This window comes from Bradyrhizobium sp. IC4059, from assembly GCF_020193615.1.
Lineage (GTDB): Bacteria > Pseudomonadota > Alphaproteobacteria > Rhizobiales > Xanthobacteraceae > Bradyrhizobium > Bradyrhizobium yuanmingense.
Genome location: NZ_JADYVH010000012.1, coordinates 132,743 through 159,215, shown reverse-complemented (window position 1 = coordinate 159,215; position 26,473 = coordinate 132,743). Strand labels below are relative to the sequence as shown.

General features: G+C 63.4%; 25 protein-coding genes and 1 tRNA gene. 13 read left to right on the top strand and 13 right to left on the bottom strand.

What is annotated here, in order from left to right; translation table 11 throughout:
- Nucleotides 1-2: 2 nt before the first annotated feature.
- Nucleotides 3-1,109 carry a molybdopterin-binding protein gene (locus I6F12_RS30625; RefSeq protein ID WP_036026618.1) on the bottom strand — a complete coding sequence of 369 codons (1,107 nt, stop codon included), beginning with the start codon at nucleotides 1,107-1,109 and terminating at the stop codon, nucleotides 3-5.
- Nucleotides 1,110-1,169: 60 nt separating this feature from the next.
- Nucleotides 1,170-1,997 carry a substrate-binding domain-containing protein gene (locus I6F12_RS30620; RefSeq protein ID WP_225157917.1) on the bottom strand — a complete coding sequence of 276 codons (828 nt, stop codon included), beginning with the start codon at nucleotides 1,995-1,997 and terminating at the stop codon, nucleotides 1,170-1,172.
- Nucleotides 1,998-2,279: 282 nt separating this feature from the next.
- On the opposite strand from I6F12_RS30620, the gene I6F12_RS30615 reads away from it, so the two are divergent.
- Both I6F12_RS30615 and I6F12_RS30610 read left to right on the top strand, forming a co-directional pair.
- Nucleotides 2,280-3,173 (top strand): helix-turn-helix transcriptional regulator, encoded by an 894-nt coding sequence (locus I6F12_RS30615; RefSeq protein ID WP_225157916.1) that lies wholly within the window; start codon nucleotides 2,280-2,282, stop codon nucleotides 3,171-3,173.
- A 106-nt stretch (nucleotides 3,174-3,279) separates the two neighbouring features.
- Nucleotides 3,280-4,494, top strand: a complete 1,215-nt coding sequence (locus I6F12_RS30610) for an ABC transporter substrate-binding protein (RefSeq protein ID WP_225157915.1) — start codon at nucleotides 3,280-3,282, stop codon at nucleotides 4,492-4,494.
- A gap of 188 nt (nucleotides 4,495-4,682) precedes the next feature.
- On the opposite strand, the gene I6F12_RS30605 is transcribed toward I6F12_RS30610, so the two are convergent.
- Nucleotides 4,683-5,645, bottom strand: a complete 963-nt coding sequence (locus I6F12_RS30605) for a TAXI family TRAP transporter solute-binding subunit (RefSeq protein WP_225157914.1) — start codon at nucleotides 5,643-5,645, stop codon at nucleotides 4,683-4,685.
- A gap of 107 nt (nucleotides 5,646-5,752) precedes the next feature.
- Here I6F12_RS30605 and I6F12_RS30600 point away from each other — a divergent pair, with 107 nt between their 5' ends.
- Nucleotides 5,753-6,727 (top strand): tripartite tricarboxylate transporter substrate binding protein, encoded by a 975-nt coding sequence (locus tag I6F12_RS30600; RefSeq protein WP_225124547.1) that lies wholly within the window; start codon nucleotides 5,753-5,755, stop codon nucleotides 6,725-6,727.
- Between the two features lie 334 nt (nucleotides 6,728-7,061).
- A tRNA-Ile gene (locus tag I6F12_RS30595) sits at nucleotides 7,062-7,137 on the top strand.
- 229 nt (nucleotides 7,138-7,366) lie between these two features.
- On the opposite strand, the gene I6F12_RS30590 is transcribed toward I6F12_RS30595, so the two are convergent.
- From I6F12_RS30590 to I6F12_RS30550, 9 genes are all read right to left on the bottom strand, one after another.
- Nucleotides 7,367-8,002, bottom strand: coding sequence for a response regulator transcription factor (locus I6F12_RS30590; protein WP_036035698.1), 636 nt, complete (start codon nucleotides 8,000-8,002; stop codon nucleotides 7,367-7,369).
- Between the two features lie 164 nt (nucleotides 8,003-8,166).
- On the bottom strand, nucleotides 8,167-8,799 hold the full coding sequence (locus I6F12_RS30585) for a response regulator transcription factor (RefSeq protein ID WP_036011473.1): 633 nt from the start codon (nucleotides 8,797-8,799) through the stop codon (nucleotides 8,167-8,169).
- Nucleotides 8,800-8,859: 60 nt separating this feature from the next.
- On the bottom strand, nucleotides 8,860-10,065 hold the full coding sequence (locus I6F12_RS30580) for an ATP-binding protein (protein ID WP_225157913.1): 1,206 nt from the start codon (nucleotides 10,063-10,065) through the stop codon (nucleotides 8,860-8,862).
- 349 nt (nucleotides 10,066-10,414) lie between these two features.
- On the bottom strand, nucleotides 10,415-10,642 hold the full coding sequence (locus I6F12_RS30575; protein WP_225157912.1) for a hypothetical protein: 228 nt from the start codon (nucleotides 10,640-10,642) through the stop codon (nucleotides 10,415-10,417).
- Nucleotides 10,643-10,676: 34 nt separating this feature from the next.
- The gene (locus I6F12_RS30570) at nucleotides 10,677-11,513 is read right to left on the bottom strand and encodes an outer membrane beta-barrel protein (RefSeq protein WP_036011475.1); all 837 of its coding nucleotides are present in this window, start codon (nucleotides 11,511-11,513) and stop codon (nucleotides 10,677-10,679) included.
- A 118-nt stretch (nucleotides 11,514-11,631) separates the two neighbouring features.
- Nucleotides 11,632-12,894 (bottom strand): arginine deiminase, encoded by a 1,263-nt coding sequence (arcA, locus tag I6F12_RS30565; protein ID WP_225157911.1) that lies wholly within the window; start codon nucleotides 12,892-12,894, stop codon nucleotides 11,632-11,634.
- Nucleotides 12,895-12,920: 26 nt separating this feature from the next.
- The gene (locus tag I6F12_RS30560; RefSeq protein WP_036011479.1) at nucleotides 12,921-14,354 is read right to left on the bottom strand and encodes a basic amino acid/polyamine antiporter; all 1,434 of its coding nucleotides are present in this window, start codon (nucleotides 14,352-14,354) and stop codon (nucleotides 12,921-12,923) included.
- A gap of 144 nt (nucleotides 14,355-14,498) precedes the next feature.
- Nucleotides 14,499-17,567 carry an efflux RND transporter permease subunit gene (locus I6F12_RS30555; protein WP_225157910.1) on the bottom strand — a complete coding sequence of 1,023 codons (3,069 nt, stop codon included), beginning with the start codon at nucleotides 17,565-17,567 and terminating at the stop codon, nucleotides 14,499-14,501.
- Nucleotides 17,564-18,655, bottom strand: a complete 1,092-nt coding sequence (locus tag I6F12_RS30550) for an efflux RND transporter periplasmic adaptor subunit (protein WP_225157909.1) — start codon at nucleotides 18,653-18,655, stop codon at nucleotides 17,564-17,566. Before I6F12_RS30550 ends, I6F12_RS30555 begins: the two co-directional genes overlap by 4 nt.
- Nucleotides 18,656-19,349: 694 nt before the next feature.
- Between I6F12_RS30550 and I6F12_RS30540 the strand changes: the two genes are divergently transcribed.
- The gene (locus I6F12_RS30540) at nucleotides 19,350-19,853 is read left to right on the top strand and encodes a DUF1269 domain-containing protein (protein WP_036035718.1); all 504 of its coding nucleotides are present in this window, start codon (nucleotides 19,350-19,352) and stop codon (nucleotides 19,851-19,853) included.
- Between the two features lie 18 nt (nucleotides 19,854-19,871).
- On the opposite strand, the gene I6F12_RS30535 is transcribed toward I6F12_RS30540, so the two are convergent.
- The gene (locus I6F12_RS30535; RefSeq protein WP_036026641.1) at nucleotides 19,872-20,582 is read right to left on the bottom strand and encodes a Bax inhibitor-1/YccA family protein; all 711 of its coding nucleotides are present in this window, start codon (nucleotides 20,580-20,582) and stop codon (nucleotides 19,872-19,874) included.
- A gap of 238 nt (nucleotides 20,583-20,820) precedes the next feature.
- Here I6F12_RS30535 and I6F12_RS30530 point away from each other — a divergent pair, with 238 nt between their 5' ends.
- The 8 genes from I6F12_RS30530 (at nucleotide 20,821) to I6F12_RS30490 (ending at nucleotide 26,424) form a co-directional block, all read left to right on the top strand.
- Complete coding sequence (locus I6F12_RS30530; protein WP_225112296.1) at nucleotides 20,821-21,051, top strand: hypothetical protein; 231 nt, start codon at nucleotides 20,821-20,823, stop codon at nucleotides 21,049-21,051.
- Nucleotides 21,052-21,179: 128 nt separating this feature from the next.
- Nucleotides 21,180-22,619 carry a basic amino acid/polyamine antiporter gene (locus I6F12_RS30525; protein WP_225157908.1) on the top strand — a complete coding sequence of 480 codons (1,440 nt, stop codon included), beginning with the start codon at nucleotides 21,180-21,182 and terminating at the stop codon, nucleotides 22,617-22,619.
- A gap of 29 nt (nucleotides 22,620-22,648) precedes the next feature.
- Nucleotides 22,649-22,894 (top strand): hypothetical protein, encoded by a 246-nt coding sequence (locus I6F12_RS30520; protein WP_225157907.1) that lies wholly within the window; start codon nucleotides 22,649-22,651, stop codon nucleotides 22,892-22,894.
- Between the two features lie 29 nt (nucleotides 22,895-22,923).
- Nucleotides 22,924-24,063 carry an AI-2E family transporter gene (locus tag I6F12_RS30515; protein ID WP_225157906.1) on the top strand — a complete coding sequence of 380 codons (1,140 nt, stop codon included), beginning with the start codon at nucleotides 22,924-22,926 and terminating at the stop codon, nucleotides 24,061-24,063.
- Nucleotides 24,060-24,659, top strand: coding sequence for a hypothetical protein (locus I6F12_RS30510; RefSeq protein WP_225157905.1), 600 nt, complete (start codon nucleotides 24,060-24,062; stop codon nucleotides 24,657-24,659). The genes I6F12_RS30515 and I6F12_RS30510 overlap by 4 nt, the downstream gene beginning before the upstream one ends.
- Nucleotides 24,660-25,145, top strand: coding sequence for a DUF992 domain-containing protein (locus tag I6F12_RS30505; protein ID WP_128262852.1), 486 nt, complete (start codon nucleotides 24,660-24,662; stop codon nucleotides 25,143-25,145).
- 147 nt (nucleotides 25,146-25,292) lie between these two features.
- A complete protein-coding gene (locus I6F12_RS30500) occupies nucleotides 25,293-25,850 on the top strand; it encodes an HdeD family acid-resistance protein (protein WP_036026649.1) in 558 nt (185 codons plus the stop codon).
- A 334-nt stretch (nucleotides 25,851-26,184) separates the two neighbouring features.
- Complete coding sequence (locus I6F12_RS30490) at nucleotides 26,185-26,424, top strand: hypothetical protein (RefSeq protein ID WP_063822473.1); 240 nt, start codon at nucleotides 26,185-26,187, stop codon at nucleotides 26,422-26,424.
- The last annotated feature ends 49 nt before the right edge of the window (nucleotides 26,425-26,473 follow it).

The window sequence follows — 26,473 nt, the reverse complement described above, 5'->3', positions numbered from 1 at the left end:
TATCACGCCCGCATCAGATACGCATCGATCGGCGTACCTGCCGCAAATCCCTCGTCGCTGGCGGAAATGAGCAGCCATGCGTCCGCACGGGCGATGGCCTGAAGCGGCCATTCGCCCACGGCAAGCGGCATCCAGGCACGATGTTCCTCAGCCAGCAAAGCGATCTCCGTGATGCCGACGCTGGAGGCGATCTTTCGCGCAAGCGGCAGCGACACTTTTCGACGCGGCCGACGCGCCGACAAACGGTCCGCGAGCGGCAGCGCGAGTGCAAGCCAAGCTGCAAGCGCGGAATCGGGCGAGCCGGGCAAGGCGACGACGGGAACCCGTCCCAGCCGTCCGACCGCAGCGGTGCGTCCCGGCTGCAGCGCAAGGCCGTGCGCCATCACCTCGCCGCGCCGGGCGAGGGCGGCGATGGCGGCGTCCTGGCGGCCGACGCCGCTGCCGCCGATGGTCAGCAGGACATCGCAGGAGGACGCATCGAGCGCATCGGCAATCGACGCTGCATCGCGCGCACGCGCTGGACGCGTTTCCACATCCAGTCCCGCTGTGTGCGCGATCCCGGCAATCGTCTGCGCCGCGACCGTCCCACCCGGCACATTGACTATGCGCAGCCGCGGCCGCCTCACGGCGAGTTTGTCCCCGCCCGCCGCACGCGCCAGCAACAGGTCCGCCGCACGGATGGGATGGCCGGCGTCCCCCACGGCCCTACGCGCGGTGATGTCGCTGCCTGCGCGCCTGACACCCTGCCCCGGCGCGCCCTCTGCGAGCACCTGGGCAAGCGGCCCCGACGTCTCCACGGCGTCGGCATCGAGCACGCAGTCGCATCCCGCCGGCATCGCCTCGCCCGCCTCGACCCATGCAGGAGCCATTGCCAGCGGCACGGGCGAGTAAGCGGACGCCCCGACGAGATCGTTGGCAGATAGCGCCCAACCATCTACGGCCGCAACATCCCGGGAAGGATAGGCGGCAAGCAGCGGCGCACCCGCCGCGATGCAGCCGATTGCGTCCGCCAGCGGCACCTCCATCGGCGCGACGGGATCAACGCCCCGTAGCAGCGCGGCGAGCGCGGTGTCGAGCGGCGTGAGCGAAGGCGGCAGGCGCTGGGTCATGCGCCATGAGGACCATGCATCGTCCGGTTTGGCAACCGCCGGCGGTCCCGGCCTCAACCCTCAGCCGCCCGACCTGTCCGAATTGGGGAAGAACAATTGCTGCCCGTCCACCTTGTAGCCGGCAATCGCCGTCTGCCCCTCCGGCGATGTCAGCCAATCGACGAAGGTCTGCGCGAGGTCCTTCTTCACGTTCGGGAACTTCGCAGGGTTCACCAGCATCACACCATATTGGTTGAGCAGCCGCCGGTCGCCTTCGACGACGATGTCGAGATCGCCGCGATCGCTGAACGCGATCCAGCTGCCGCGATCCGCAAGCACATAGGCATTGGCCGCGCGCGCGGCCCCGAGCGATGCGGCCATGCCGGGCCCGGCCTCGCGATACCAGGCGCCCTTGGCGCTCGCGATGTCGATGCCGGCAACGATCCAAAGCGCGAGCTCCGCGGCATGAGTGCCCGACCGATCGCCACGCGTCACGAACGGCGCGCCTTTGGCTTCGATCGCCTTCAGCGCCGTCGCGATGTCCTTGCCCTTTACGCCCGCGGGATCGCTCTTCGGCCCGATCAGCACATAGTCGCTGTACATCACGTCGTAGCGCTTCACGCCAAAGCCGTCGGCGACGAACTTCTCCTCCTGAGGCCGCGCGTGCATCAGCACGACGTCGACCTCACCCCGCCGCGCCCCATCGAGCACTTCGTCGGCGCGCCGCGCGATCACGGCGACGTCGATGCCGGTCTTGTCGCGGAAGATCGGCAGCAGATAGTCGAGCAGCCCGGATTCCTGCGTCGCCGTCGTCGAAGCGAGGACAATGCTGCGGTCCTCCGCGGCCGAAGCCGCAACGCCTGCGGCAAGGCCGCAGAGAAGCGCAAGTGCAACGGACAGGCGGCCCATGATCGGGTTCCCTCAGGTTTGACGCCGTCATGATGATCATCGATTGCGCCGCACTCGTGACGCGTTTTTGCGCTGCCGGCCGGGAAATTTCGGCAACTTCATCGCGGCGCACCGGGCGCGCGATCTCTTTAGGATCGTTCACCAAAGCAGAGATCGCGCGTGCGGATGTGTTGCAAAGCAGCGAGATGATCGGGCATGGTTCCCTGCGACAAATATCTGAAATGCAGAATTCCACCTGCGTCGGACGTCAAAAAGAAGCAAGAATTTGCATAGGAATGCAGGATGGAATTCCTGACCACCAGCGAAGCCGCCGATTACCTTCGGCTCGGCGAACGCAAGCTTTACGAGCTCGTCACCACCGGTGCGATCCCCTGCAGCAAGGTGACGGGGAAATGGCTGTTCCCACGGCACGAGCTCGACCTCTGGGTCCTGTCGGGCCTTGCGCGTCCGGCCGGCATGTTGATCGCGGAGCCGCCGCCGGTCGTCGGCGGCAGCCACGACGAACTGCTCGATTGGAGCCTGCGCGAGTCCGGCTCGGGGCTCGGATCGATGAGCGAGGGCAGCGCGCGCGGGCTCGAGCGCTTGCAGCGCAATGAGGTGATGGCAGCGGCGGTGCACTTCCACGCCCTCGACGCCGGCGACAATTTCGCCAGCGATGCCAGTGTCGAAGCGCTGCGGACCACGCCGGACCTGCATGATGCGGTGCTGATCGCGTTCGTGCGCCGCGAAGAAGGTCTCCTGCTGCCACGCGGCAATCCCAAGCACCTGCACAGCCTGACCGACGTGCTAGCAGCCGGCGCCCGGATGGCGATGCGGCAACAGGGCACGGGCGCGCAGATGCTGCTCGACGTGCTGCTCAAGCGCGCGGGCGCCTCGATGCGGGACTTACGCCGGATCGAGACGCCGGCTCTGACCGGCCCGGATCTGGCCGAGCTGGTCCGCGCGGGCCAGGCCGATTGCGGCATCGCGACGCGCGCGGCGGCGCGCTCGGCCGGTCTCGATTTCGTGCCGCTGGTCTGGGAGAATTTCGACCTTGCGATGCGGCAGCGCAGCTATTTCCGCCCCGCCATGCAGGCCTTGCTCCGCTTCCTGAACGAGCGGCGGCTGCGCCAGCGCGCGGAGGAGCTGACCGGCTACGATCCCTCCCCCGCAGGACAGATCCGCTTCGCAGCCTGACATTGACGCCAGCCCCCTAATAGTTGCAAAAGAAACCAATTCCGCCGGGCTAATACCGGGGGACAAGCAACACCGGCCAATGAGCCGGATCAGGGGAGGACGAGGCGTGAACCCAATCAGATTTGGAGTGCCGGTCGCGGCCGCCTTGTTGGCGGCTCTGCTGTCCGGCGCGGCGTCGGCGCAGGTTTCCGACGACGTCGTCAAGATCGGCGTGCTCACCGACATGAACGGCCCGGCCTCGGCGCCGACCGGCCAGGGCTCGGTGACCGCGGCGCAAATGGCAATCGACGATTTCGGCGGCAAGGTGCTCGGCAAGCCGATCAGCGTCGTGATCGGCGACCACCAACTCAAGGCCGACATCGGCGCTTCGCTGGCGCGGCGCTGGTTCGACGTCGAGCAGGTCGATCTGATCGTGGACGTGCCCGTCTCGGCGGTCGGGCTCGCGGTGCAGACCATCGCCAACGAGAAGAAGCGGCTGTTCATCACCCACTCCACCGGCACCGCCGATTTCCACGGCAAGTTCTGCTCGCCTTACGCCATCCAATGGGTGTTCGACACCCGCGCGCTCGCGGTCGGCACCGCGGACGCCGTGGTCAAGCGCGGCGGCGACAGCTGGTTCTTCATCACCGACGATTACGCCTTCGGCCATTCGCTGGAGCGCGACGCTTCCGCCGTCGTCACCGCCAATGGCGGCAAGGTGCTGGGCTCGGTGCGGCCGCCGCTGGCAACACCCGATCTCTCCTCCTTCGTGTTGCAGGCGCAGGCCTCCAAGGCCAAGATCATCGGCATTGCCGCCGGTCCCCCCAACAACATGAACGAGATCAAGACCGGCGCCGAGTTCGGCGTGTTCAAGGGCGGCCAGCAGATGGCGGCGCTGCTCGCGCTGATCACCGACATCCACGGCATCGGCCTACAGGCGGCGCAAGGCCTGCTGCTGACCACCTCGTTCTACTGGGACATGGACGACAAGACGCGCGAATGGTCGAAGCGCTATTTCGCCAAGATGAACCGGATGCCGTCGATGTGGCAGGCCGGCGTCTATTCCAGCGTGATGCACTATCTCAACGCCATCAAGGAGACCGGCAGCGACGATCCGCTGAAAGTGGCGGCCAAGATGCGCGAGAAGCCGATCGAGGATTTCTTCGCCCGCAACGGCAAGCTTCGCGAGGACAATCTGATGGTGCACGATCTCTGGCTGGTGCAGGTGAAGACGCCGGAGGAGAGCAAATATCCGTGGGACTATTACAAGATCCTCACGACCATCTCCGGCGACAAGGCGTTCGGCCCGCCGGACCCGGCCTGCCCGCTGGTGAAGAAGTGAGATTGGCGAATATGAGGCCGCGATGACGGTGTACCCTCTCCCCTTGTGGGAGAGGGTGGATTCGCGAAGCGAAGCCGGGTGAGGGGTTCTCACCGCGAGCCCAGGTCTCATTTGAATGCGCGGATACAACCCCTCATCCGGCGCTTCGCGCCACCTTCTCCCACAAGGGGAGAAGGGAAGTAAGAGAGCTACTTCACCACCCCTATCTCGCGAAAATACTTCATCACGCCCGGATGGATCAGCTCCGGCCTCGGCGCGGCCGCGACCGTGTTCGCTGCGGTGGTCTCGCAGGCCTGGGCGAGCTTCTTGCAGAACGTCGCCTCATTGCCGTGCAGCGTCTTGGCGAGGCGGTAGGCGACGTCGTCGGGCAGATCGTCGCGCGTGAGGATGAAGCTCCAGGAACCGAGCGAGGCGATCGGCTCGGTCTGCTTCGGGTAGGAGCCGGCCGGCACGGACAGCGGCTTCAGGAACGCATGCTTGGCGCGGATGCGCGCGATCTCGTCCGCACTCGGCGCGATGAAGCGCGCGCCCGACGCGCTCGAAGCGACGGCGGCAAAGCCGGGCCAGCCGATGCCGGCGCCCCAGAGCGCGGCGACGCGGCCGTCCTCGACCATCGCGGGCCCGTCGCCGGCGCGGTCGAGATAAACAGCCTTGAAGTCCTCGTCCTGCTTGAGGCCGAGACCATCGAGCACATAGCGCGCCAGGATCGGCAGGCCGGAGCCCCTGGCACCGAACGCGACGGGCTGACCGACGAGATCGCGGATGGTCGTGTACGGGCTGTCGGCGCGCACCACGAACATGCCGGGGTTGGAATAGATCGCGGTGAGGATCTTCAGCGCTACCTTCGCATGGCCGATGCCGGCGAAGGCTTCATAGGCCGGCTCGCCCGCAACCAGTGCGAGATCGAGCTCGCCCTTTTCCAAGAGCGGGATGTTCTCGTTGCTGCCCTTGGTGTTGCGCGGGGCGATGGTGAGATGCGGATCGGCCGCGTTCATCAGCTCCGCGAAGGCGTTGCCATAGAGCGGGAAGCCGCCGCCGGGCGTCGCTGTTCCCAAGCTGATCGTCGTGGTCGGAATGACCGTGCCTCCGGTCTGGGCGGCGGCGGGGCTGGCGAGCAGCGCCGCACCGAGAAGGATCATCGCGAATCTCATGGTCGTCCCTGACGGGCCTGCGTCAACACCGACTTGCGGCGATGTAGGCAGCCGCCGGTTTTTATGAAAGCATGCCGCGCAACGACAATAGAACAATGGGAGGTGTCATGTTGCGAATTTTGCGTCACGGTGTTTTCGGGCTCGCAGTCCTGTTGGGTCTTTTCAGCGCCACCCCTCCCGCCGCCGCAGCCTATCCCGATCGTCCCGTACACTGGCTGATCGGCTTTTCCCCCGGCGGCCCGGTCGACATCGTGGCGCGGATCATGGCGCAGTGGCTGTCGGAGCGGCTCGGCCAGCAATTCATCGTCGAGAACCGCACCGGCTCAGGCGGCAACATCGCTGCGGCCGCGGCGATCAACGCCCCGCCGGACGGCTACACGCTGCTGTTCGTCGCGCCCAACAACGCGATCTCGACCTCGCTCTACAAGAAGCTGCCGTTCGACTTTTTGCGCGACACCACCCCGGTTGCGAGCATCATGCAGCTCACCAACATGCTGGTCGTCTCCAACGCGTTTCCGCCGAAATCGGTTCAGGAGTTCATCGATTATTGCAAGGCCAATCCCGGCAAGATCTCCTATGCCTCCTCCGGCAACGGCACCTCGGTGCACATGTCGGCCGAGCTGTTCAAGGTAATGACCAAGTGCGACATGGTGCACGTGCCCTATCGCGGCTCGGCCATCGCCTTCCCCGACATCATCTCCAACAAGGTGCAGCTGATCTTCGACAATCTGCCCTCGGCGATGGAGCAGGTGAAGGGCGGCAACGTCCGCGCGCTGGGCGTGACCTCGCCGCAGCGCTGGCCGAGCGTGCCCGACGTGCCCGCGATCGCCGAGACCGTGCCGGGCTTCGAATCGGTTGGCTTCTACGGCATCTCCGCGCCGAAGGGCACTCCGCCTGAGGTGATCGAGATCCTCAACAAAGCCGTCGGCGAAGCGCTGAAGGACCCGAAGCTGGTGGCAAAGCTCGCCGAGACTGGCGGCATCCCCAAGCCGATGACGCCGGCCGAGTTCGGCAAGCTGGTCGCGGACGAGACCGCGAAGTGGCGCAAGGTGGTCGAGTTCGCCGGGGTCTCGGTGGACTAGGCAGCGGCCGTGCCGCCGAGCGCAGCCGCACATGTTCGAGGGGGCCAACAGGCCCCCTCAAACAATTGCGAAAACAACCCCATGCACAGTAGACGAGACCAGTGTTTTCAATGGGTTACCGCCCACGTCGAAAAAACCTGCGAAAACGCGGTTTGCTTCGTCGGGCAAAACAGGGTTATACAGGCATCATCGCCAATTTCGGTTATTCGAAATTTATCAATGATGCCGTGCCGGCGTTCCCATCCACCAGCGCCAGCATTGCACCCCCGCCTCAGGCCCTGTAAACGAACCGCGCACCGTTGCCGGCCGCGCTACCTGCGGCCGCCTCGCGGCGGGGCCTGTAGCTCAATGGTTAGAGCCGGCCGCTCATAACGGTCTGGTTGCAGGTTCGAGTCCTGCCGGGCCCACCACGCTTCGCCCTTCGGGCTACGCGCGGCCCAGCCAAGCGGAGAACGAGGGGCGAAGCGCGGTGTCGTAGCCGGAGCGCAGCGGAAGCAAAGACGGACTGGCGCGGCAAGCTTCGGCTCGGCAAGCCAACGCCACACATCAAAGTAAGCATGCGAAGGTATTTCTCGCGTCCGTTCACTCGACGGTGCACTCTCGATCTTTCGCGAGCAGGCGAAAGCGCTCCCCGCTCGTTCAAGGTGAAACCAGCCGCTTGCGGACAGCATACCGAACCAGCTCGGCGGTGGAGGACATCCTGAGCTTGCGCATGGCCGAGGCGCGGTGTGTCTCGACCGTCTTGACGCTCAGATTCAGGATCGCGCTTATCGACCTGTTGGTGTGCCCCTCTGCGATCAGCTGGACCACGCTCTCCTCGCGCGAGGTCAGCAGCATGTCGGCCCGGTTCTGCTTGTTCGCCTGGTAGTCGCGGAGCAGCTTCTCCAGCAGAACACTCGTGAAGTAGGGTCTGCCGTCGAGCAGCGCTTCGACCGCGGAAATGAGATGGTTGCGAGCGTCGGACTTGAACAGGAAGCCGCGGATTCCGGCCAGAATGGCCTCTGTCAGCAACTCCTCGCTTTCATGCATCGTGAGGATAAGCACCTCGGTTTGAACGTGAAGCGCTCTGAGGCGGCGGCTGACCTCCAGGCCGTTGATGATCGGCATGGAATAATCGACGATCACGATGTCTGGCCTGGTTTCCAGCGCAAGCGTGACCGCCTGCTCACCATTGGTCGCCTCGCCGCTCACGATCCAGTTGGACCGCGTTTCAACAATCGCGCGAAGTCCGGAACGCACGATTTCATGGTCGTCCGCAATCAAGATGCGTTTCACGGGTCGTTCCCGTTTGCCTACCCTCGGCCAAGCCAGGTGGACTAGAGCGGTCATCGGCGGTCAGGTCGAACGATGATACGGCGTCCCACAAGAACGGTTATCCAGCAAAACCCTGAGAGATGCAGGCGAAGGTACTGACAGCCACGGATCGCCACGGCTTGCGATCAGGCCTCGACGAGTCCGCTCCGCACCGCGTAACGCACGAGGCCCGCCGTCGAGTTTACCTCCAGCTTGCGCATCGCCGCTGCACGATGTGCCTCCGTCGTCTTAACGCTCAGGTCGAGGATCGCGCTAATCCCTTTGTTGCTGTAGCCCTCGGCTACCAGCTTGACGACGAGTTGCTCGCGCGAGGTCAGCCCATGGTGGTGTCGTTCGCCGTGGGGGCCCGGCCCGCCATCGTATTCGATAATGCTATTCGTACAGAAGAACGGCCTATGCATCAGCAGCGACTCGACAGCCGCCAGCAGCAGCTTGTTCGCATCAGACTTCACCAAGAAAGCGCGGGCGCCGGCCTCGAACGCCTGCTGCGCTATCAGACCCGAATTGTGCACGGTGAAGATCAGGATCTCGGTTTGCAGCCGATAGTCCCTCATACGCCGCGCCACCTCCACGCCGGTCATCCTCGGCATCGAGAAATCCAGGATGGCGACGTGGGGCTGGCTCTGGATCGCCGCGGCGACCGCCTTGCCTCCGTCAGTGGCCTCGGCCACCACTTCCCAGTCCGCCCGCTGTTCGAGGACCGCCCGCAAACCCGATCGCACCGCTTCGTGGTCGTCGGCTATGAGGATACGTTTCATGCAGCACACTCCCTATTCTTGACGGCGGTTCGGGTCACACTTTCGACCCGCCGCCGCTGGCTAGTGTTCTTTCGCTGATTGTGTGCCGGTATCGGCCCTCGTATTGGTCGTGGTCCTTCGTCGATTGCGCCTATTTACTGCAAGGACGTGCGGGAAGACCGCGGACAGAACGGTACCGGAATGCGGCGCCATCCCGCTGGACTGGATGGCCAACGTACCTCCGATCCCGTGCAGTCTTGCTCGCATCGCGGGAATTCCGACGCCGCTCGATAGCGTCCCGGCACCCGGCCTGCCAGGGTGGGGAAGACCGCGTCCATTGTCGCTGATCATCAATTGGAAACGACTGTCGACAACATCGATGACGATTGCCACCTCCGTCGCTTTTGCGTGACGGAAGACGTTCGTCAGAGCCTCCTGAACAACGCGCAGCAGCGAGCGTTGGGCCTCATAAGGTAACCCATCGACCTCCGGCACGATGTTCACCCTCACATGCAACGAGGTGCGCGCCGCGAACCCTTCCGCGTAGCCTTCGATCGTGGCCTTCAATCCGTCACCCGTCAGATCCCGCGGATGCAGCAGATAGGCAAAAGCCCGGAGCTCCCGGAGCGCTTCATCAATCGACGCGTCGATTTCGTCGCAGATCCGTTCGGCGGCTTGTGTGCCGTCAAGCTGGCCGCGGATCCGCATCAAGCCGAGACTCGCGGCAATCAGATGTTGACAGGTCGAATCGTGGAGATCGGAAGCGATCCGCTGCTGAATGCTCTCCTGAAGCGACAGCAGGCCAGCTTCGACATCCAGCCCGTTCCCCCATGTGGTGGGGTCCTCGAAGCGAACGTCGCGCGCCTCGCGATGGCAGCCGATCAACCGGACGACACCGCGGGTCGCGGGATCCAGGATCGGCGTGACAGTCGTTTCCCTCGTGCGGGACGAACCACCAAACGCCAGCCGCTGCCGGATCCTGATCTCAGCCTTCTCCGCGAGGCTCGCCCGAAGTGCTTCGCAGACAGATCTCGCGTCATCCGCGCTCAGGCAATCGGATACATCCATGTCGAGCACGTCTCGCGACGATACGCCGAGCCGGGACTCGAATGCCGGATTGATGCTCTCGTAGACGAAATGTCCGCAAAAGGAGGGGCGCGCGACGAAGAGGAGATCTGCAGAAGAGTTCCAGTAAAGCTCCTCGGTCGATGGTTGCAAACCTACGCGCAGCCAGCGCTTGGGACTGGTTTGCCTCGACTCTCTGGCGGGGGAGCCATGTGGCTTCACTGTACTACTCACTCTATTCCGGCGACTCCCGATATTGGCCACGACGACAATAGCGGGGTCTCTCCCCACCCTGCCGGCGAGAAATCCTCCACCGAATTCGGAATAGCGCACCTGCGGGTCAATCAACTATACACCCAGCGAACCGCTCATTCAACATGAGGTAGTATTCATGGGGGATTGAAATCTTGGCCTTCGTCAAGGGCCGCCGAATCTCAAATCCGATGCAATAGAGAGTAAAAATGGCGATGCGCGGCGAACGAGCCCGAATGGCATCGTCGCGCCGCCATTCCGTGGTCGCCGGGCGTCCTCCACCGTTCCCCCGCCTAATGCGCTGACAGGTTCGCCAGGGCTATCGGCTACTGCTCGTGTCCGACTTCTTCTTTCTGGTCGCCTTCGCGGGCGGTGCCGCCGGGGCCGGCGCAATTGAGAGCGGGTGAGATGGTTGCTCCAGACGGCGCGTCGCGGCATCATCCCGAAGTGCATCGGTATCGAGTCGATGGCTACGATCGACCGCATCGCGAGGATCGGCCAGCACGACCGTCGTCATCATGCTTGAGATGATGAGGCAGGTCAGCATTAGAAGGCGTCTTGCCGGCATCTCTCGAGCACCTCTAAAAGGCAAAGTCCAGGCGAGGCCCGATCCGAACGTCCCTGTATCGCCGCAGCGGGACGTTCGAGGTTCGTGCCTCGTAGAGCACGGTCGTCGTGAGCGACACGTTGTTGGCAACGTTGTACTTCAGGCCGAGGTCAACCGAATAGAGCTGATCCTGGCGACCGGTATTGAGTCCATCGGTGAACCAATAGGCTTCGAACAGGGGCGTACTGACGATCGACCATCTGGGATCAAGCTTGACCTCGATTCCGAGCACGGCGTCAAAGCGCCAGCGGCGCGCCTCGGCCAGATCGGAGAAACGGTAGGTCAAAAGCACTAGTGGCGAGAACGTCGCGTTGCCAACGCGGAAATCGCGCGCGACTGAGCCCATCACGTCGTGGGACGTGAAGGCGAGATCGCGGTAGATGCCATCGAAATCATATCGATTTTCGTAAATGCCAGACAAGCGCCAGCCGTCCCAGTTCTCGGTCAGACGCGCGCCCATACGCGCGACGGCGAAATTGCCGTCCTTTTCCCGCGAAAAGGCTTCGTATTGAGCCCGCGCATAGAGCCGGTATGACAGATCGTTGGTGAGGTTCCCGTCAAGCCTGACGCTCACGTCTGGCGCGTAATAGACGTCGGACCTGCGGTTATCGCGGGTGAAGAGCGCGTTGTCGGTGAAAGTCGGCGAGATGGAACCAACGACGCTCCAGGACGGGGCTTGGTAATAAGGAACCGCGTAGGAGGATGTAGCGGCTCCGCTCGATTTGAAGTCGGTGAGATCGAGGTCCGCCGCCCAAGCCGTACTACTGCCGAGCAGTGCGGCAACCGGCAGAAAAAATCCAGACGGTCGCATAGGTCCCCTCCGATGCTGCAGCCGGACACCGGGATTCGTGTCACACTGCGCGCCGATTGTGGCGTGTTAATGTTCAGATGATAAATCACAGGTTGATCTGGGTCGATTCCTCCGCCGGCTAGTAGTCGACCGGATCCCTGGTAATCGGGCAGGTCATGCAGTGACCACCGCCGCGGCCGCGGCCGAGCTCCGCGCCGACGATGGTGATCACTTCGATTCCCTCCTTGCGCAGCAGCGTATTGGTGTAGGTGTTGCGATCGTAGGCGAAGACGACGCCTGGAGAGGCGCAAACCAGGTTAGCGCCGCTGTCCCACTGGGTTCGTTCGCGCAGATAGGCATTGCCACCGGTCTCCACGACGCGGAGCTTCTTCAGGCCGAGCGCCCCAGCCACGACGTCGACGAAAGGCTTCTCGTCCTTGCGCAGCTCGATTCCGGCAGAGTTGTCCGCCGGCCGGTAGGAGTACGCCGTGATGCTATTGACGATATCGGGGTAAAGCAGCACGCAATCCCGATCGGCGAACGTGAAGACCGTGTCGAGATGCATCGCCGCACGCAGCTTGGGCATGGCCGCCACGATGACGCGCTCAGCGGCCTTTTTCCTGAAAAGAGCGGCGGCAAGCTGGCTGATCGCCTGTCTCGATGTCCGTTCGCTCAATCCGATCAGGACGTTTCCCTTCCCGATCGGCATCACATCGCCACCTTCCAGAGTGGCAAGGCCGTGATCCTGAGTCGGATCGCCCCACCAGACGTGGACCTTGCCGGCGAAATCCGGATGGAACTTGTAAATGGCGGCGGCGAGGATCGGCTCCTCGTGACGCGCCGGCCAGAACAGCGAATTCAACGTTACGCCGCCATAGATCCAGCAGGTGGTATCGCGCGTGTACAGCGTGTTCGGAAGTGGCGGCAGCAGATACTCGGTCATGCCGGCCGCCTCCCGGATCAACCGGAGCATTTCACCGCCATGTGCGTCGGGGAAATCGTGGGTCGACAATCCGCCGATCAGGGTTTCCGCCAGCGCGCGGGGGGCGAGGCTTTCCAGATAGCCGCGGAGCTCGTCAATCAGGCCGAGACCGACCTGGTTTGGGACCACCTGATTGTCGAGGATCCATCGCCTCGCCTCCGGGATGGCGACGGTGTCCGCGAGCAGATTGTGCATCTCGACGACCTCGATGCCGCGGTCGCGCATCTTCTGCACGAAGTCGAAATGGTCGCGCTTGGCATTGTCGACCCAAAGGACGTCGTCGAACAGCAGCGTGTCACAATTGGTCGGAGTGAGACGCTGGTGAGCGCGGCCCGGCGAGCAGACCATTACTTTGCGCAACTGACCGACTTCCGAATGAACGCCAAAAGGAAGCGCTCCGTTTGATGTCTGTTGTGTCATGAGCGCAACCTCCGCAATCGATCCGCCTAGATCGTGATGTAGCCGGTGGCGAGGCCGTGAATGCCGACGGCCGCGCCGATCGCAGCCACGATGAAGATGCCCCACTCCACCGGTGCAAAAATCCGCGCCTTCTGTTGGACCCGCGCCCAGACATACAGCGCCGTGCCGGGCACGTAGAGCAGCGCGGATAGCAGCAGGTATTTCATTCCGGCCGCGTAGATCAGGAAGAGTGTGTAGATGACGGCGATGCCGGTGAAGATCAGGTCTCGTCTGTGCTCGCCCGCGCTCTTCTCGTACGTCTCGCCGCGCTTCACCAGCAGCAATCCGTAGGCGGCGACCAGGAAGAACGGAATGAGGTTCATGACGCTCGTGAGATTGAGCATCAGCGAGAAGGCATCCCGGGACCAGTAGGTGCTGATGACGAAGAGCTGCACCACGATATTGGTCAGCCAGAGCGCGGCAGCCGGCACCTTGTTGGCGTTTTCGGTACCGAACACGCGCGGCATGTCCCGGGTCCGACCGGCCGCGGAGAGCACTTCGGCGCAGATCAGCGACCAGGCGAGATAGGCGCCGAGCACCGAGACCAGGAGCCCGATGCTGACGAAGACGGCACCCCAATGTCCGACCACTGCCTCCAGCACCGTGGCCATTGACGGTTGCCGCATGTCTGCAATCTCCGCACGCGGCAGCACGGCATAAGGCAGCATGGTGACGAGCACCATCAGGCTCGTGACGACCAGGAAGCCCATGATCGTCGCCGCGCCGACGTCGGACCGCTCCTTGGCGTAGCGGGAATAGACGCTGGCCCCCTCGATCCCGAGAAAGACGAACACCGTGACCAGCATGGTCGCGCGGATCTGCTCGAAGAGTCCCGTGTCCGGCATGCCCTCGCCGCCCCAGAAATTGGCACGGAACAGGTCGGCCTTGAAGGCAAGGATCAGGATGACGATGAAGATCAGGATCGGCACGATCTTGGCGATGGTGACGATCGTATTGATCGCGGCGGCCTGCTGCACCCCGCGCAGGATCATGAAGTGGAACAGCCAGATCCCGATCGAGGCTACGACGATCGCGATGACCGTATTGCCGTCGCCGAACACGGGAAAGAACGCGCCCAGGGTCGATTTGATGAGGACCCAGTAGGACACGTTGCCGATGCAACTTCCCATCCAGTAACCGAGCGCCGACAGGAATCCGGGATAGTCGCCAAAGCCCTCTTTCGCATAGGCATAAACACCGGCATCCAGACCAGGCTTTCGCTCGGCCAGAGACTGGAACACGCGCGCCATGGTGTACATGCCACCGCCTGCGATGCACCAGGCGAGGATGGCGCCGAAGGGACCGGTTGCGGTGCCGAAGGTTCTGGGCAGCGAGAAGATGCCGGAGCCGACCATGGAGCCGACGACCATTCCCGTCAGCGCGAACAATGAGAGCTTCTGGGCCGATGTCGTCGCAGTCATTGAATGGCCTCGAAGAGCGAGCGAAGACCGACGCCGTCATCGATGTCTCGAACGATGCGTTGCCGACCTCCTCATTGCGAGATCGAACCATGCGCCGTGGCCTCGGCCCGGCCCATCAGGTGATTACCTAGTCGCTGTCCGGGATTACCCTCGCGCCGGGCTGGAAGCATCGGAAGCTGGCGCCATTTCTTTCCCGCCGAACCAGGCGACATACAAGGTCGGCAGCAGCACCAGAGTTAGAACGGTTGCGACGAGCAGGCCGCCCATGATCGCAAAGGCCATCGGCCCCCAGAAGACGGTCGGCGCTATCGGGATCATGCCGAGTACGGTTGAGACGGCCGTCAGCATGATCGGACGAAAGCGGGAGCTGCTTGCATCCACTGCCGCCTGCCAGGGCCCCTTCCCTTGCAAGCGCTCCGCCTCGATTTGCCCGATCAGGATCACCGCGTTCTTGCTAATCATGCCAAGCAGCGCCAACACGCCGAGGATGGCGACGAAGCCCAGCGGCCGCCCGGACACGAGCAGCGCCGCGACGACCCCGATCAGGCCGAGCGGCGCGACGCTAACGACCATCAATAGTCGCGGGAAGCTCTGCAGCTGCACCATCAGCACCGTAAACATGACGAACAACATCATCGGTACGACTGCCATCACGGACGACCTCGAATTTCGGCTCTCCTCCACCGTGCCGCCGACCACGACATCGTACGAACGCGGCAGAGTGGCCTTCAGCTTGGCGATAGCGGGAGCCAGCCGATTGACCACCGTCTCCGGCGGCATCTCGTCGGGAACGGCGGCCCGCACCGTCAGGGTCGGCATGCGATCGCGCCGCCAGATCAGCGGAAACTCCTGACCGTATTCGAAGGTGGCAAACTGGCTCAGCGGAACGGTCTGCCCTCCCGGGATCGGCACCTGCAGCGTCCGCAAGCTCGGCAGCGAGACGCGCTGCTCGTCCGTTGCGCGGGCCAGCACATCGACGAGGTAGATATCGTCCCGCACCTGGGTCACGGGCAGGCCGGAGATCACGGTGTTCAGAACGATTGAGATCGCCTGCGAGCTCAGGCCGAGACGGCGCACCTCATCCTGATTGACGCGAACGCGGATCTGGCGATCCGGCTCCATCCAGTCGAAATTGAGGCTCTTGGCCCTCGGATCGGAGCCGACGATCCGCGCGACTTCGACCGCGATGTCGCGCACGAGCTCGACGTCGGGACCGCTGACGCGATACTGCAGCGGCCATCCCACAGGGGGACCGAGCCCAAGCGGCGAAACCGAGGAGATGGCGTTCGGGAATTCTTCCACAAGGAACCGTTCCAGCTTGGCATGCAGGCGCTCGCGTGCCGCGACGTCTTTGGCCACAACGACCGCCTGGGTGAAGAAGTCATTCGGCAGCTCGACGCTGAGCGGCAGATAGAAGCGGATCGCACCGCGCCCGACATTGGTACTCCAATGACCAACGTCGGGATCACCGGTCAGTACTTGATCGAGGCGCTTGGCCGCCGCCTCGCTGGCGTAAATCGATGCATTCTGCGGCAGGCCGATGTCCACGAGAAGTTCCGGCCGGTCGGACAATGGAAAGAACTGCTGCGGAACCAGCGGAAGCGCGAGCACGGAAGCGAGAAAAAGCGCAACCGTCGCGCCGATCGTCAGCCATTTGGCGCGGATCGCCAGGACCAGAAAGCGCCGGTACAAGCGAAAGGCCATTCCCGGCGCATCGGCTGTGGTCTTGGGCGGCGCGAGGATAGCGACGCCGAGCAGCGGCGTGAAGATGACGGCGACGAACCACGACGCCAGGAGAGCGATCGTAACCACCACAAACAGCGAGAACGTGTATTCGCCGGCCGCGCTGGCTGCAAAGCCCACCGGAATGAACCCGGCGATCGTTACGAGTGTGCCCGTGAGCATGGCGACTGCATGCGTGCGAAAGGCGTAGGCCGCGGCCGCGATCTTGCCGTCGCCCAGCGCCAACCGATTAAGCGTGGCGTCCGTCGTCGTCATGGCGTCGTCGACCAGCAGCGCGAGCGCGATGATGAGAGCGCCGAGGGAAATTCGCTGCATATCGATGCGAAGAAACTCCATCGTCGGGAACACGATCGCAAGCGTGAGCGGAATAGCCAGTGCGATGATGAGGCCCGGCCGAACGCCGAGGCTGATGAAGCTCACGACGAGGATGATCGCGATCGCCTGCACCAGCGAGGTCATGAACTCGCGGATCGCTTTGTCCACCACGACGGCCTGGTCGGCCACGAGGCTCGGTTCGATTCCGATCGGCAGATCGGCCGTGATCTCTGCCATCGCCGCCTTGATGTTCCTGCCGAGAACGAGAATATCGCCGCCCTCGCGCATCGCGATCGCGAGCCCGATCGCTGGACGACCGCCGACCCGGAACAGCGGTTGCGGCGGATCGGCATAGCCTCGCCGTACCGTCGCGAGATCGCTCAGACGTAGCGTGCGACCGCCCGCGCTGAAGTTGATGTCGGCAATGTCCTGCTCCGACTGGAACGCCCCGGACACCCGAAACGAAATTCGCTCGGTCCCGGTCTGGATGGTGCCGGCCGGGCTCACGATATTCTGTGCCTGCAGGGCGGCGATCAGAGCCGTGCGATCGACCCCGAGACTTGCGAGTTGCCGTTTCGAGAACTCGACGAAGATCACTTCGTCCTGCGCACCCAGCAGTTCGATCTTCGCGACATCGGGCACGTCTAGAAGACGCGAGCGGACCGCCTCGACCCGGTCACGCAGCTCGCGCTGGGTAAATCCATCACTGGTGAATCCATACATGATCCCGAACGTGTCGCCGAAATCGTCATTGAACGCTGGCCCCACGATGCCCACCGGCAGCGTGTGACGGATGTCCCCGATGGATTTCCTCACCTGGTACCAGGTATCGGAGACGTCCCTTGCGTTGGCGCTCCCCTTCAAGTTCACGAAGATAGTGGTGAGACCGGCCCGAGTGAAGCTGCGCAGGAAGTCCAGATGTGGCGTCTCTTGCAACCGCCGCTCGAGCCGTTCGGTCACCTGCTTCATCGTCTCTTCGGCCGTCGCTCCAGGCCAGGCCGCTTGAACAACCATAGTCCTGATGGTGAATGCAGGATCTTCGTTCCGGCCCAGCCGCAGATAGGACAGCACGCCGGCGATGACGGCGGCAATCATCAGATAAATGACGAGCGAGCGGCGCCCGAGCGCCCATTCCGAGAGGTTGAGCCCGGTCATGGCTCCGACCCAAGGACGCGCACCCGCTGACCCGGATGAAGTGCCTGGACGCCCGCGGTCACCACGACCTCGCCTATGTCCAAACCTTGCGAGATGATCACCTGCGCCTGATCGAACCTCAAGACGTCGACATTGCGGATGGCGACCGTCTTCGTCGCGGGATCCAGGATCCAGACCGCCGGCTGGCGATTCATCCTGGTCAGCGCCGTTGCCGGAATGTCGATCATTGGTCCGGCGCTCATCTCGACGCGCCCCGTGACAGTCGCCCCCAGCCGCATCGCGGCAGGGGGATCGCGAAGTCCTATCTTGATCTCAAAGGTTCGCGTGACCGGATTGGCCTGCGCGGCAACCTGCCGGATACGCCCTTCCGCAGTCACCGCTGGATCGTCGGTCAGACTGACGCTCACCTGCAGATTGGACGGTGCCGCGCGGACGAATTGAGCCGGCATGTCGAAGACCGCGTCTCGGCCATCCTGCCGCGCGATCCGCGCAATCGTCTGTCCGGCCTGGACGACCTCTCCGGCGGCGGGCCCCGTTTCGGTTATCTTGCCCGGTGCATCGGCCCGCAGCTCGGTGAAGCTGACCTGGTCGTGGGCGGAATTCAACTGAGCTTCGGCCATTTCAACATTCGATTGCGCAGTCTGTTGCGCCTGCGTCGCGGCCTCGAAGTTGGCGCGCGTGGTCCATCCCTGCGCCAACAGAGTCTGCTGGCGTTCGAAATGATTGCGTGTCTGAGTGAGCTGGCCCTGAGCTGCGGCAAGGGCGGCCTGCGCCTGCCGCAACGCGCTGAGTTGGTCCTGCGATTCAAGCTTCGCCAACAGCTGGCCGGCCTCGACGCGCTCACCGGGCCGGATGTCGCTCGAGTGCAGCCGACCGGAAATTCGAAATGCCAGATTCACTTCGTCTTCGGCTTCGATGCGGCCGGAAAATGTGAGGGGCGTGAGTTGATCCCGCTTCTCGACTGTCATGGTGCGGACGGGACGCGCCGGCGTCGGCAGGGAGACCGTCGCCGCCTCCCTCTCACAGGCGACCAGCAGCAGCGCAGAAACCCCTGCAACAAGCGTCGTGCTCAGTGACCGCAGCTGCATGAATCGACCCATCCGTGCCGCTGAGGATTTTGCGGAGAATTCATCCCGCTTGTATCGGTAAATCTACTGAGCATCCGCGGGTGCAATCGTGAACGAACATCCGGCGGAGCCGAAAGATTCCGGCAGCGAAGTCAGGCGATCACCCGACAGCCCAAGCGCGCAGACGGTGCATAAGCCTGAAGCTGCCGCCGTTGCGGCGCATGCGATCCCTTCGTCAAAGCCGCGGCGGGTTTGACGAGCCTGCGATCCGCGGCTCGACGTGATTGCTCAACGACAAGGAAAAGCCAAGATGACAAAGCTGGCTTTGCTCTCCGCTGCCGTCTTCATTGCGCTCAGTGCCATGGGCTCGTGGACGCCAGGACAAGCGCAGGATCTGGCATGGTGCAGAAAGTTCAGGGGAACGCTGACCTGTATGTATGACACTCGCGCCCAATGCCGCGCGTCGGTGAGCGGGCGGTCCGGCACCTGCGTCCCCAATCCGCGCCGCTAGATGCCGCAATTGATCGCCGAGGTCGCATCGATCGGGCGGCGCCAGCAATTTCACTTTGCGCCGCCCCTTCGGGACGCAGTCTACAGCGTCCAATCTCATTCGGAACATTCCCCACCGGGACCGAGGGTTTTCTCCGATCCCCTGAGGCAGCTCTCGCGGGGTAGCTTCCTCGGGTCCGCTTGCATGCTCCAACGGGAGGTCTTCATGTCAGATCTGGTCGCCATCGTATATCCGTCCGAGGCGAAGGCCGAGGAAGTGCGTCAGCGATTGCTCAAGCTGCAGAAGGAGTATCTGATCACGATCAGTGACGCCGTGATCGCCGTAAAGACGGACCAGGGCAGCATCAAGCTCAACCAACTCGTCAACACGACCGCCATGGGCGCGGTGACGGGAAGCTTCTGGGGCCTTTTAATCGGTGTCCTCTTTCTCAATCCGATCCTCGGAGTTGCCGTAGGCGCAGCGTCGGGTGCGCTCGGCGGCGCTCTTTCGGACGTCGGCATCGACGATGCCTTCATGAAGAGTCTCTCCGCCAGCCTTCAGCCCGGCAACGCCGCCCTGTTCGTCCTGATCAAGCACATGACCGCCGACAAGGTGATCAAGGAGATCAAGGACGCGGGCGGCGTCGTACTCAAGACCTCCCTCGACGAGACGAAGGAAAAGGCGTTGCGCGATGCCCTCGCCAGCACGGTGGAGCGGCCGGCGGCCTGAGCCGCCGCCCTTCCCTTCTCAACGGCGGCCGCCCGCAAGACGCAGCAGCATCAGGAACAGGTTGAGGAAATTGAGATAGAGCGACAGCGCGGCAAGGACCGACTTTCGCCCCGAAGCGGTTTGGTCATCCGCGCTGTCGTACATCGTCTTGATCCGCTGCGTGTCATAGGCCGTCAAGCCGGCAAACACGCCGACTCCTACGATCGAGATCAGCCAGTCGAGCGCAGTCGACCACAGGAACAGGTTGACGACGCTCGCGAAGATGATCCCAATCAGCCCCATGAACAGGAAGGTACCCAATCCCGAAAGGTCGCGCCGGGTCGTGTAGCCTAAGACGCTGAGCCCGCCGAACATTGCAGCAGCGATGACGAAGACGCGGGTTATCGACGAACTGGTGTAGATGTGTAGTAGGATCGAGAGCGAGATACCGACCAGGGCAGCATAGAGGAAGAACAGCAGGCGCGCAGTTGGCACCGACAATGTCTCGATGCGCGAGCTGAGGAAGAACACCAACCCAAGCGGCGCCAGGATGAAAACCCACATCAGCGGGCTCTGCAGCAGCGCGGGGCCGGTGACCTGATAGGTCAGGCCGGCGGCGACGGCGGTCAGGGCGACACCCGCGGCCATGTAGCCATAGATCCGCAACATGTACTGACGCAGTCCGGCATCCACTGTGATCCGGCCGCCGACGACGTCTGTCGCCGCCAAGTTCTGATCGAGATTCGACATCGCATCCTCCTGTGCAGCCCCCTAAAGCGCGACCACGCTAGGCTCTGCTTCGACGGAACAACATCGGACAATCACCCGAAGACATCAGGTGAAAACCACTCTTGCCCGAATGGGGACGGCATGGCGCTGATTGCCGATCCGTAAGACTGGAACGTGCTTCGGGGTCGTAAGACTTTTGACTGAGGCACCTTGCGCTTTTGTCACTGGAGACCGGAGGCGCGATGACCTAACCGGAGGCATGCGCTTCTTCTTCCATATCACCGATCGATACGGCGTCTCGCCCGACACGATCGGATGCGATCTTAGCGAGCAGGATGCGGCCGTCCTACATGCCAGACGCCTGGCCGCCGAACTCGCCAAGTCCGGCGAGTTCTTCCGTGGCAGCGTCGTGCTGGTCGCGCGGGATACGTTGCCGACGTCCTGGCACAAGGGCGGGGACGACACCACCGCTTCCCGTGGCGATATCTGAATCGGCGGCCACCGATTTCCTGCCTCTCTTCCTACAGACAATCCCTGATGTGCGCACGCGGGAGGCGGCTCTAAGATTCCGGGAGGGAGGCCGCGAATGCAGCCGCCTCGGATCGGAAGGCATCCATCATGGCTGCTTCGACAAGCGAGGCCGATCAGAAGCTTTCGCGCAATGCGCTGATCGCCCTGGTGATCGGGTCGATGGTCGGCTCCGGCATCTTCGCATTGCCGGCTCAGTTCGGGCGCACCACCGGCGCTTTGGGAGCGATCATTGCCTGGATGATTGCTGGCACCGGCATGTTGACTCTGGCCTTCGTGTTCCAATCGCTATCCCGGCGCAAGCCGGAGCTCGATGCGGGCATCTACGCCTATGCCAAAGCCGGTTTCGGTGACTACATCGGCTTTGCGTCCGCCGCCGGCTACTGGATCGGCTGTTGTCTAGCCGACGTCGCCTGCCTCATCCTGATCAAGGCCACGCTCGGCCAATTCTTCCCCGTGTTCGGCGACGGCACCACGCCGGTAGCCATCGCTTCGGCCTCCGTGCTGCTTTGGAGCGTCCATATTCTGGTGCTGCGCGGCATCAAGGGGGCTGCCGCGCTCAACACGGTCACAACTTTCGCGAAGATCATCCCCATCGTGCTGTTCATCGTGGTGGCTGCGGTCGCCCTGAACCGCGGGCTTTTCTCCGACAATTTCTGGGGAACGACCGAGCCCGACGCCGGGCAGGTGTTGAGCCAGGTCCGCAGCACGATGCTGCTCACGGTGTTCGTCTTCGTCGGCATCGAGGGCGCGAGCGTGTATTCGCGTTACGCACGAAGGCGCGACGACATCGGTATCGCGACGGTCACCGGCTTTCTGACCGTTCTCTGCCTTCTCGTGCTCGTGACACTCCTGTCCTACGGCATCCTGCCGCGGAGCGGGCTCGCGGACCTGCCGACACCATCGATGGCAGGCGTGATGGAGGCCATGGTCGGCCGCTGGGGCGGTGTGTTCATCAGTATCGCATTGCTGATCTCGATCCTCGGCAATTACCTGTCATGGTCCCTCCTTGCGGCCGAGATCCTGCACTCAGCGGCCATTCAGCGCACGATGCCGGCCTTTCTGGCGCGCGAGAACGTTCACAAGGTCCCTGTCGGCGCGCTCTGGCTCACCAACTGCGTGATACAGGCGTTGCTTCTTGTGAGTTGGTTCGCCGAATATGCCTTCACGCTCGCCCTCAAGATGACGAGCGCAATGACACTGGTCCCGTATTTCCTCGTGGCGGCTTACGGCCTGAAGCTCGCATGGACTGGTGAGGCTTATGCTTCCGGCGAGCGCGCCCGCACCAGCGAGGGGATCTTCGCGGCTGTCGCGACGCTCTACGCGGCGGGAATGATCTACGCCGGCGGGGCGAAATTTCTCCTGCTATCCGCGATCCTCTACGCGCCGGGAACGCTGCTGTTCCTGATCGCCAAGCGCGAACGCAAGGAGCGGCTTTTCAGGCCGGTCGAGTCCGTCCTGTTCGGCGCGGTGGCCATCGCCGCGGGGATCGGAATCTACGGCCTGGCTGTCGGAGCCATCGCGATCTGACCGATGTCGCTGACCGCATGGAGGCGAGGATGAAGATGTGGATCAACTATCGTACCCTGTTCCTCACCGCAGTCGTAGCCGCCACTCTGCTGTCAAGCATTTCCCCGGCTCAGCCGAAGGACGATACCGTGGCCGCGCCGAAGCAAACCGGCACGGCCGCCCCGGGCGATGCGAGGCCCAACATCAACACCAACACGAATCCATTCAAGCATCGCTATTGGCGTCATCGCGGCGGCAAGCATCCGCATTTTGGCAGCCGCCGCGTTCGCTCGTGAGGCGTGACCACATGACGGCGGACCGATCGATGAGCGACGCCAGGGTCGGATCCGAGCGGGTCCGCGGCCTCGTTCGGAATGAGAGCCCGATCGACGAGTCGGTCCAACCCGGACGACCGAGCCTGCTTGCGATCGGCCTCACCGTGCTCGTCGTGGCCGTGGCCCTCTTCCTGGTCTGGCAAACGGTGTCGAGTCTCTTGATCGTGTTTGCAGGCGTGCTTTTCGCAGCCTTTCTCGATGCCGCAGCCCGGGCTCTGGCGCCGGTTCTTCCTCTCAGCCGCCTCTGGCGTCTGACGCTCGTTCTCCTGCTGCTGTCGGCGCTGGCAGGCTTCGGGCTGGCCTGGGGGACCGGTAAGCTGCCGGAGCAGACGCGTGTGCTGCTGAAAGTCATGGATGCCCAGGTCGACATCCTGCAAGAGCATTTGTTGTCTTATGGCGTGGATCTGCTCGGCCCGGAATGGGGGCGTGACTTCGCGCAGTGGCTGTTCGCCGACCAGGGTCGGTTCCTCAGCCATGCGCAATTCCTGCTCGGCGGCGCCTCGAGCCTTTTGACCGCCGTGCTCGTGATCTTGTTCCTCGGCATTCTCTTCGCCTTCGATCCCATCAGCTACCGCGACAGCGTGGTCGTGCTGGTCAGGCAATCTTACCGGGCCCGCGCGCGCGAGGTGATGGACGAGATGGGCACCGTGATGCGACTGTGGTTCGTCGGCCAGTTGATCCGCATCATCCTGATGACGCTCTTCGTCTGGCTTGCCCTTTATCTCATCGGCCTGCCTGGCCCATTCGTTCTCGGATTGCAGGCAGGATTGTCGAACTTCATCCCCTATCTTGGGCCAATCGTCGCCGCGATCCCGATCGCGCTCGTTGCGATGCCGCTCGGAGCCTCGCCGCTGATCTGGGCGGTCGCGGTCTACACCATCATCCAGTCGATCGAAGGTTACGTCATCGGCCCGCTGATTCAACGGCATGCGGTCGAGACCCCGCCAGCCTGGACCCTGGTCGCCATCGTCCTGCTGGGCGCCTTGTTCGGCGTCATGGGCATTGCGCTCGCGATGCCGCTCGTCGCGGTCGGACGGGTGGCGATCATCAGGTTGTATGTCGAGGATTATCTCGGAGACAGGATCGAACCGGCAACGACCGATCCCCCAATCCTGGGTGAGCAGCCATGAACGAAACGGATGCACAGCAGCGTGAAGACCACGTGCCTCAACAGGCTCGCTCGGGAATGGGGCGTCTTGTCTGGCAGCAGCTTCCGTACGCCGTCGCGCTGCTGCTCGCCATCGCAGGAGTTGCCTATACCAACGTCTCGCACCAGCCGCTGATCGGCTATTGGGAATTCCTGGCGCTGGCGATCGGGGTGGTCTGCGTCATCACCAAATGGCCGGAGATCGAAGGCAGGGAGGGCCAGATTCGTCTGATCTGGACCCAGGCGCTGCACTGGATCGCCGTCCTGATCACGATGAACATCATCCTGGTCTCCGGCGTTCAGCAACTGCTCCCGACGCCGGCAACCGGTCTCGTCCTGCTGACGCTGCTCGCGCTCGGCACATTCCTCGCAGGCATCAGCCTGTTGTCATTGCAGATCGCTTTTCTCGGCCTTGCAATGGGCGCAGCCGTCCCGGCGATCTCGTGGCTGAAGCAATCCATCTTCTTCTTCCTGCTCGGCGCCGTGCTGCTGATCGGGCTGGCCATTTCGTTCTGGCTGCGCCGGGACGGCGGCCCGCCGCGGGCGCCGACCGAAACAAAGCACCACGCGGAGGCTTGAATGCGACAATTGCCATATCTCGCGGCCGTCGGCGCAGTGGCGGTGCTGTTGACGATTCCCTCGCCCGCAGGAGCCGAGAGATTCAGAATAGGCAGGCTGCTATGCTTCTCGGAGCCACGCGTTGGACTGGTGCTCGGATCGACGCAGTCGCTGCGCTGCGTGTTCGATGGGGTGCGCCCTGCCCGCCGCTACATCTACGAGGGACGGATCAGACGCCTCGGCCTTGATCTCGGCGTGACCAGCGCCGGCACGCTGTCCTGGGCCGTGTTCGCCAGGACTTCGCGGATTGGTGCCGGCACTTTGCGCGGCAGCTATGTGGGCGCGAGTGGCAATTTCGCTCTAGGCCCCGGCCTCGGCGCCAACGTCCTGATTGGCGGCTCGCGCAGGAGCATCATGCTCCAGCCGATCTCGATCGAACGCTCGATCGGGCTCAATCTCGCGGCCGGCGTGACCCATCTGACACTGGGCCCGCGCGGACCGCGATGAGCCGTGTCCGCTCAGGAAAGGTCGCAACAAGTTGGAATGAGAATATTCCCGCCCCTCAACTCCGGGTTTCGTCCGATGTTGGACCTGCTGGTTCAAGTCTAGGATCGAAGGCGTGTCGATCGGAGCGTAAGCACCCAGGAGGTTCGCATGACCGTCTACGACAGCCGCGACGATCTCAACACGCTGGGTGCCCCACCGCTATGGGCTTGCGCTCTCCTCGGAATTGTCCTGATCGCCGCCGGCCTCCTCGCCCTCGGCGATCTCGCCTTCGCCACGATCATCAGTGTCAAGTTCATTGGGCTCACCGCAATCGCTGCCGGCGCCTTCGAGATCGCGCATGCGTTCTGGACAAAGGGTTGGGGCAGTTTCCTGTGGCGGATCATTCTCGGTGCGCTCTACCTCGCCTTCGGCCTGATCCTTCTCACCCAGCCGGTGTCGGGTGCACTGATCCTGACCTATTTCCTCGGCGCGCTGCTATTCGCATCCGGCGTCGTTCGATGCGTGCTGAGTTTCGCCTATTGGCGACAGAACGGCTGGATGATGCTGATCTCTGGCGTTTTCGCCATGGCCGCCGGCGTGCTCATCCTGTTTGGCTTCCCGGATATTAGCGTCTGGGCGCTCGGCTTCCTGCTCGGCGTCGACCTGATCTCACATGGCCTCGCATGGCTGCTCTACGCCCTGCAATCGCTGCGATCGACTGCGTGACAGAGGAGGACGACACATGGTTGGTTCCAGCCGCCGAGCCTTCCTAGGCTTTGCAACGAGCGCCCTTGCCGCTGCCGCGCTCGGCGCCACCGGCGTGCGTTTGATCGACGTTGCCGAAGCGCTGCCGATCGATCCAGATCCGCGACGCGCCACCACGTCATCAGAACTGATCAAGACGCAGTGGGGACCGCCTCCGCGACCCGGCTGGGGCCCTCCACCGCGCCGTCGCCGCCACCGGCGCTGGGTCTGCTGGTGGCATCGCGGCCGACGTCGCTGCGGTTGGCGTTGGGTCTAGGCGGGTCTCCGAAGCCTTGCGAAGCTGATGGAGGTAACGATGCGCGACAGGAACCAATGGGCGATCGCCGCCTTGCTGGCCGGTCTGCTGGTCGGGGCGAGCTGGTTTTGCGTGTCGGTCTGGCGATCGACGCCGATGCCCCTCTATGGAAACGTCATCCTGACCGGAGCCGTGATTCTCATCCTGATCTTAGGCTGCGGCCTGATCGCGCTGATGTTCTACAGCCATCGCAAAGGTTACGACGAACCAGCCCGCAGCAACAGGACGCAGCGCGAGTAATGCAGTCCGCCAGACGCCGAACGAAGTGACGTCGGCGTTCGGAGCTCTG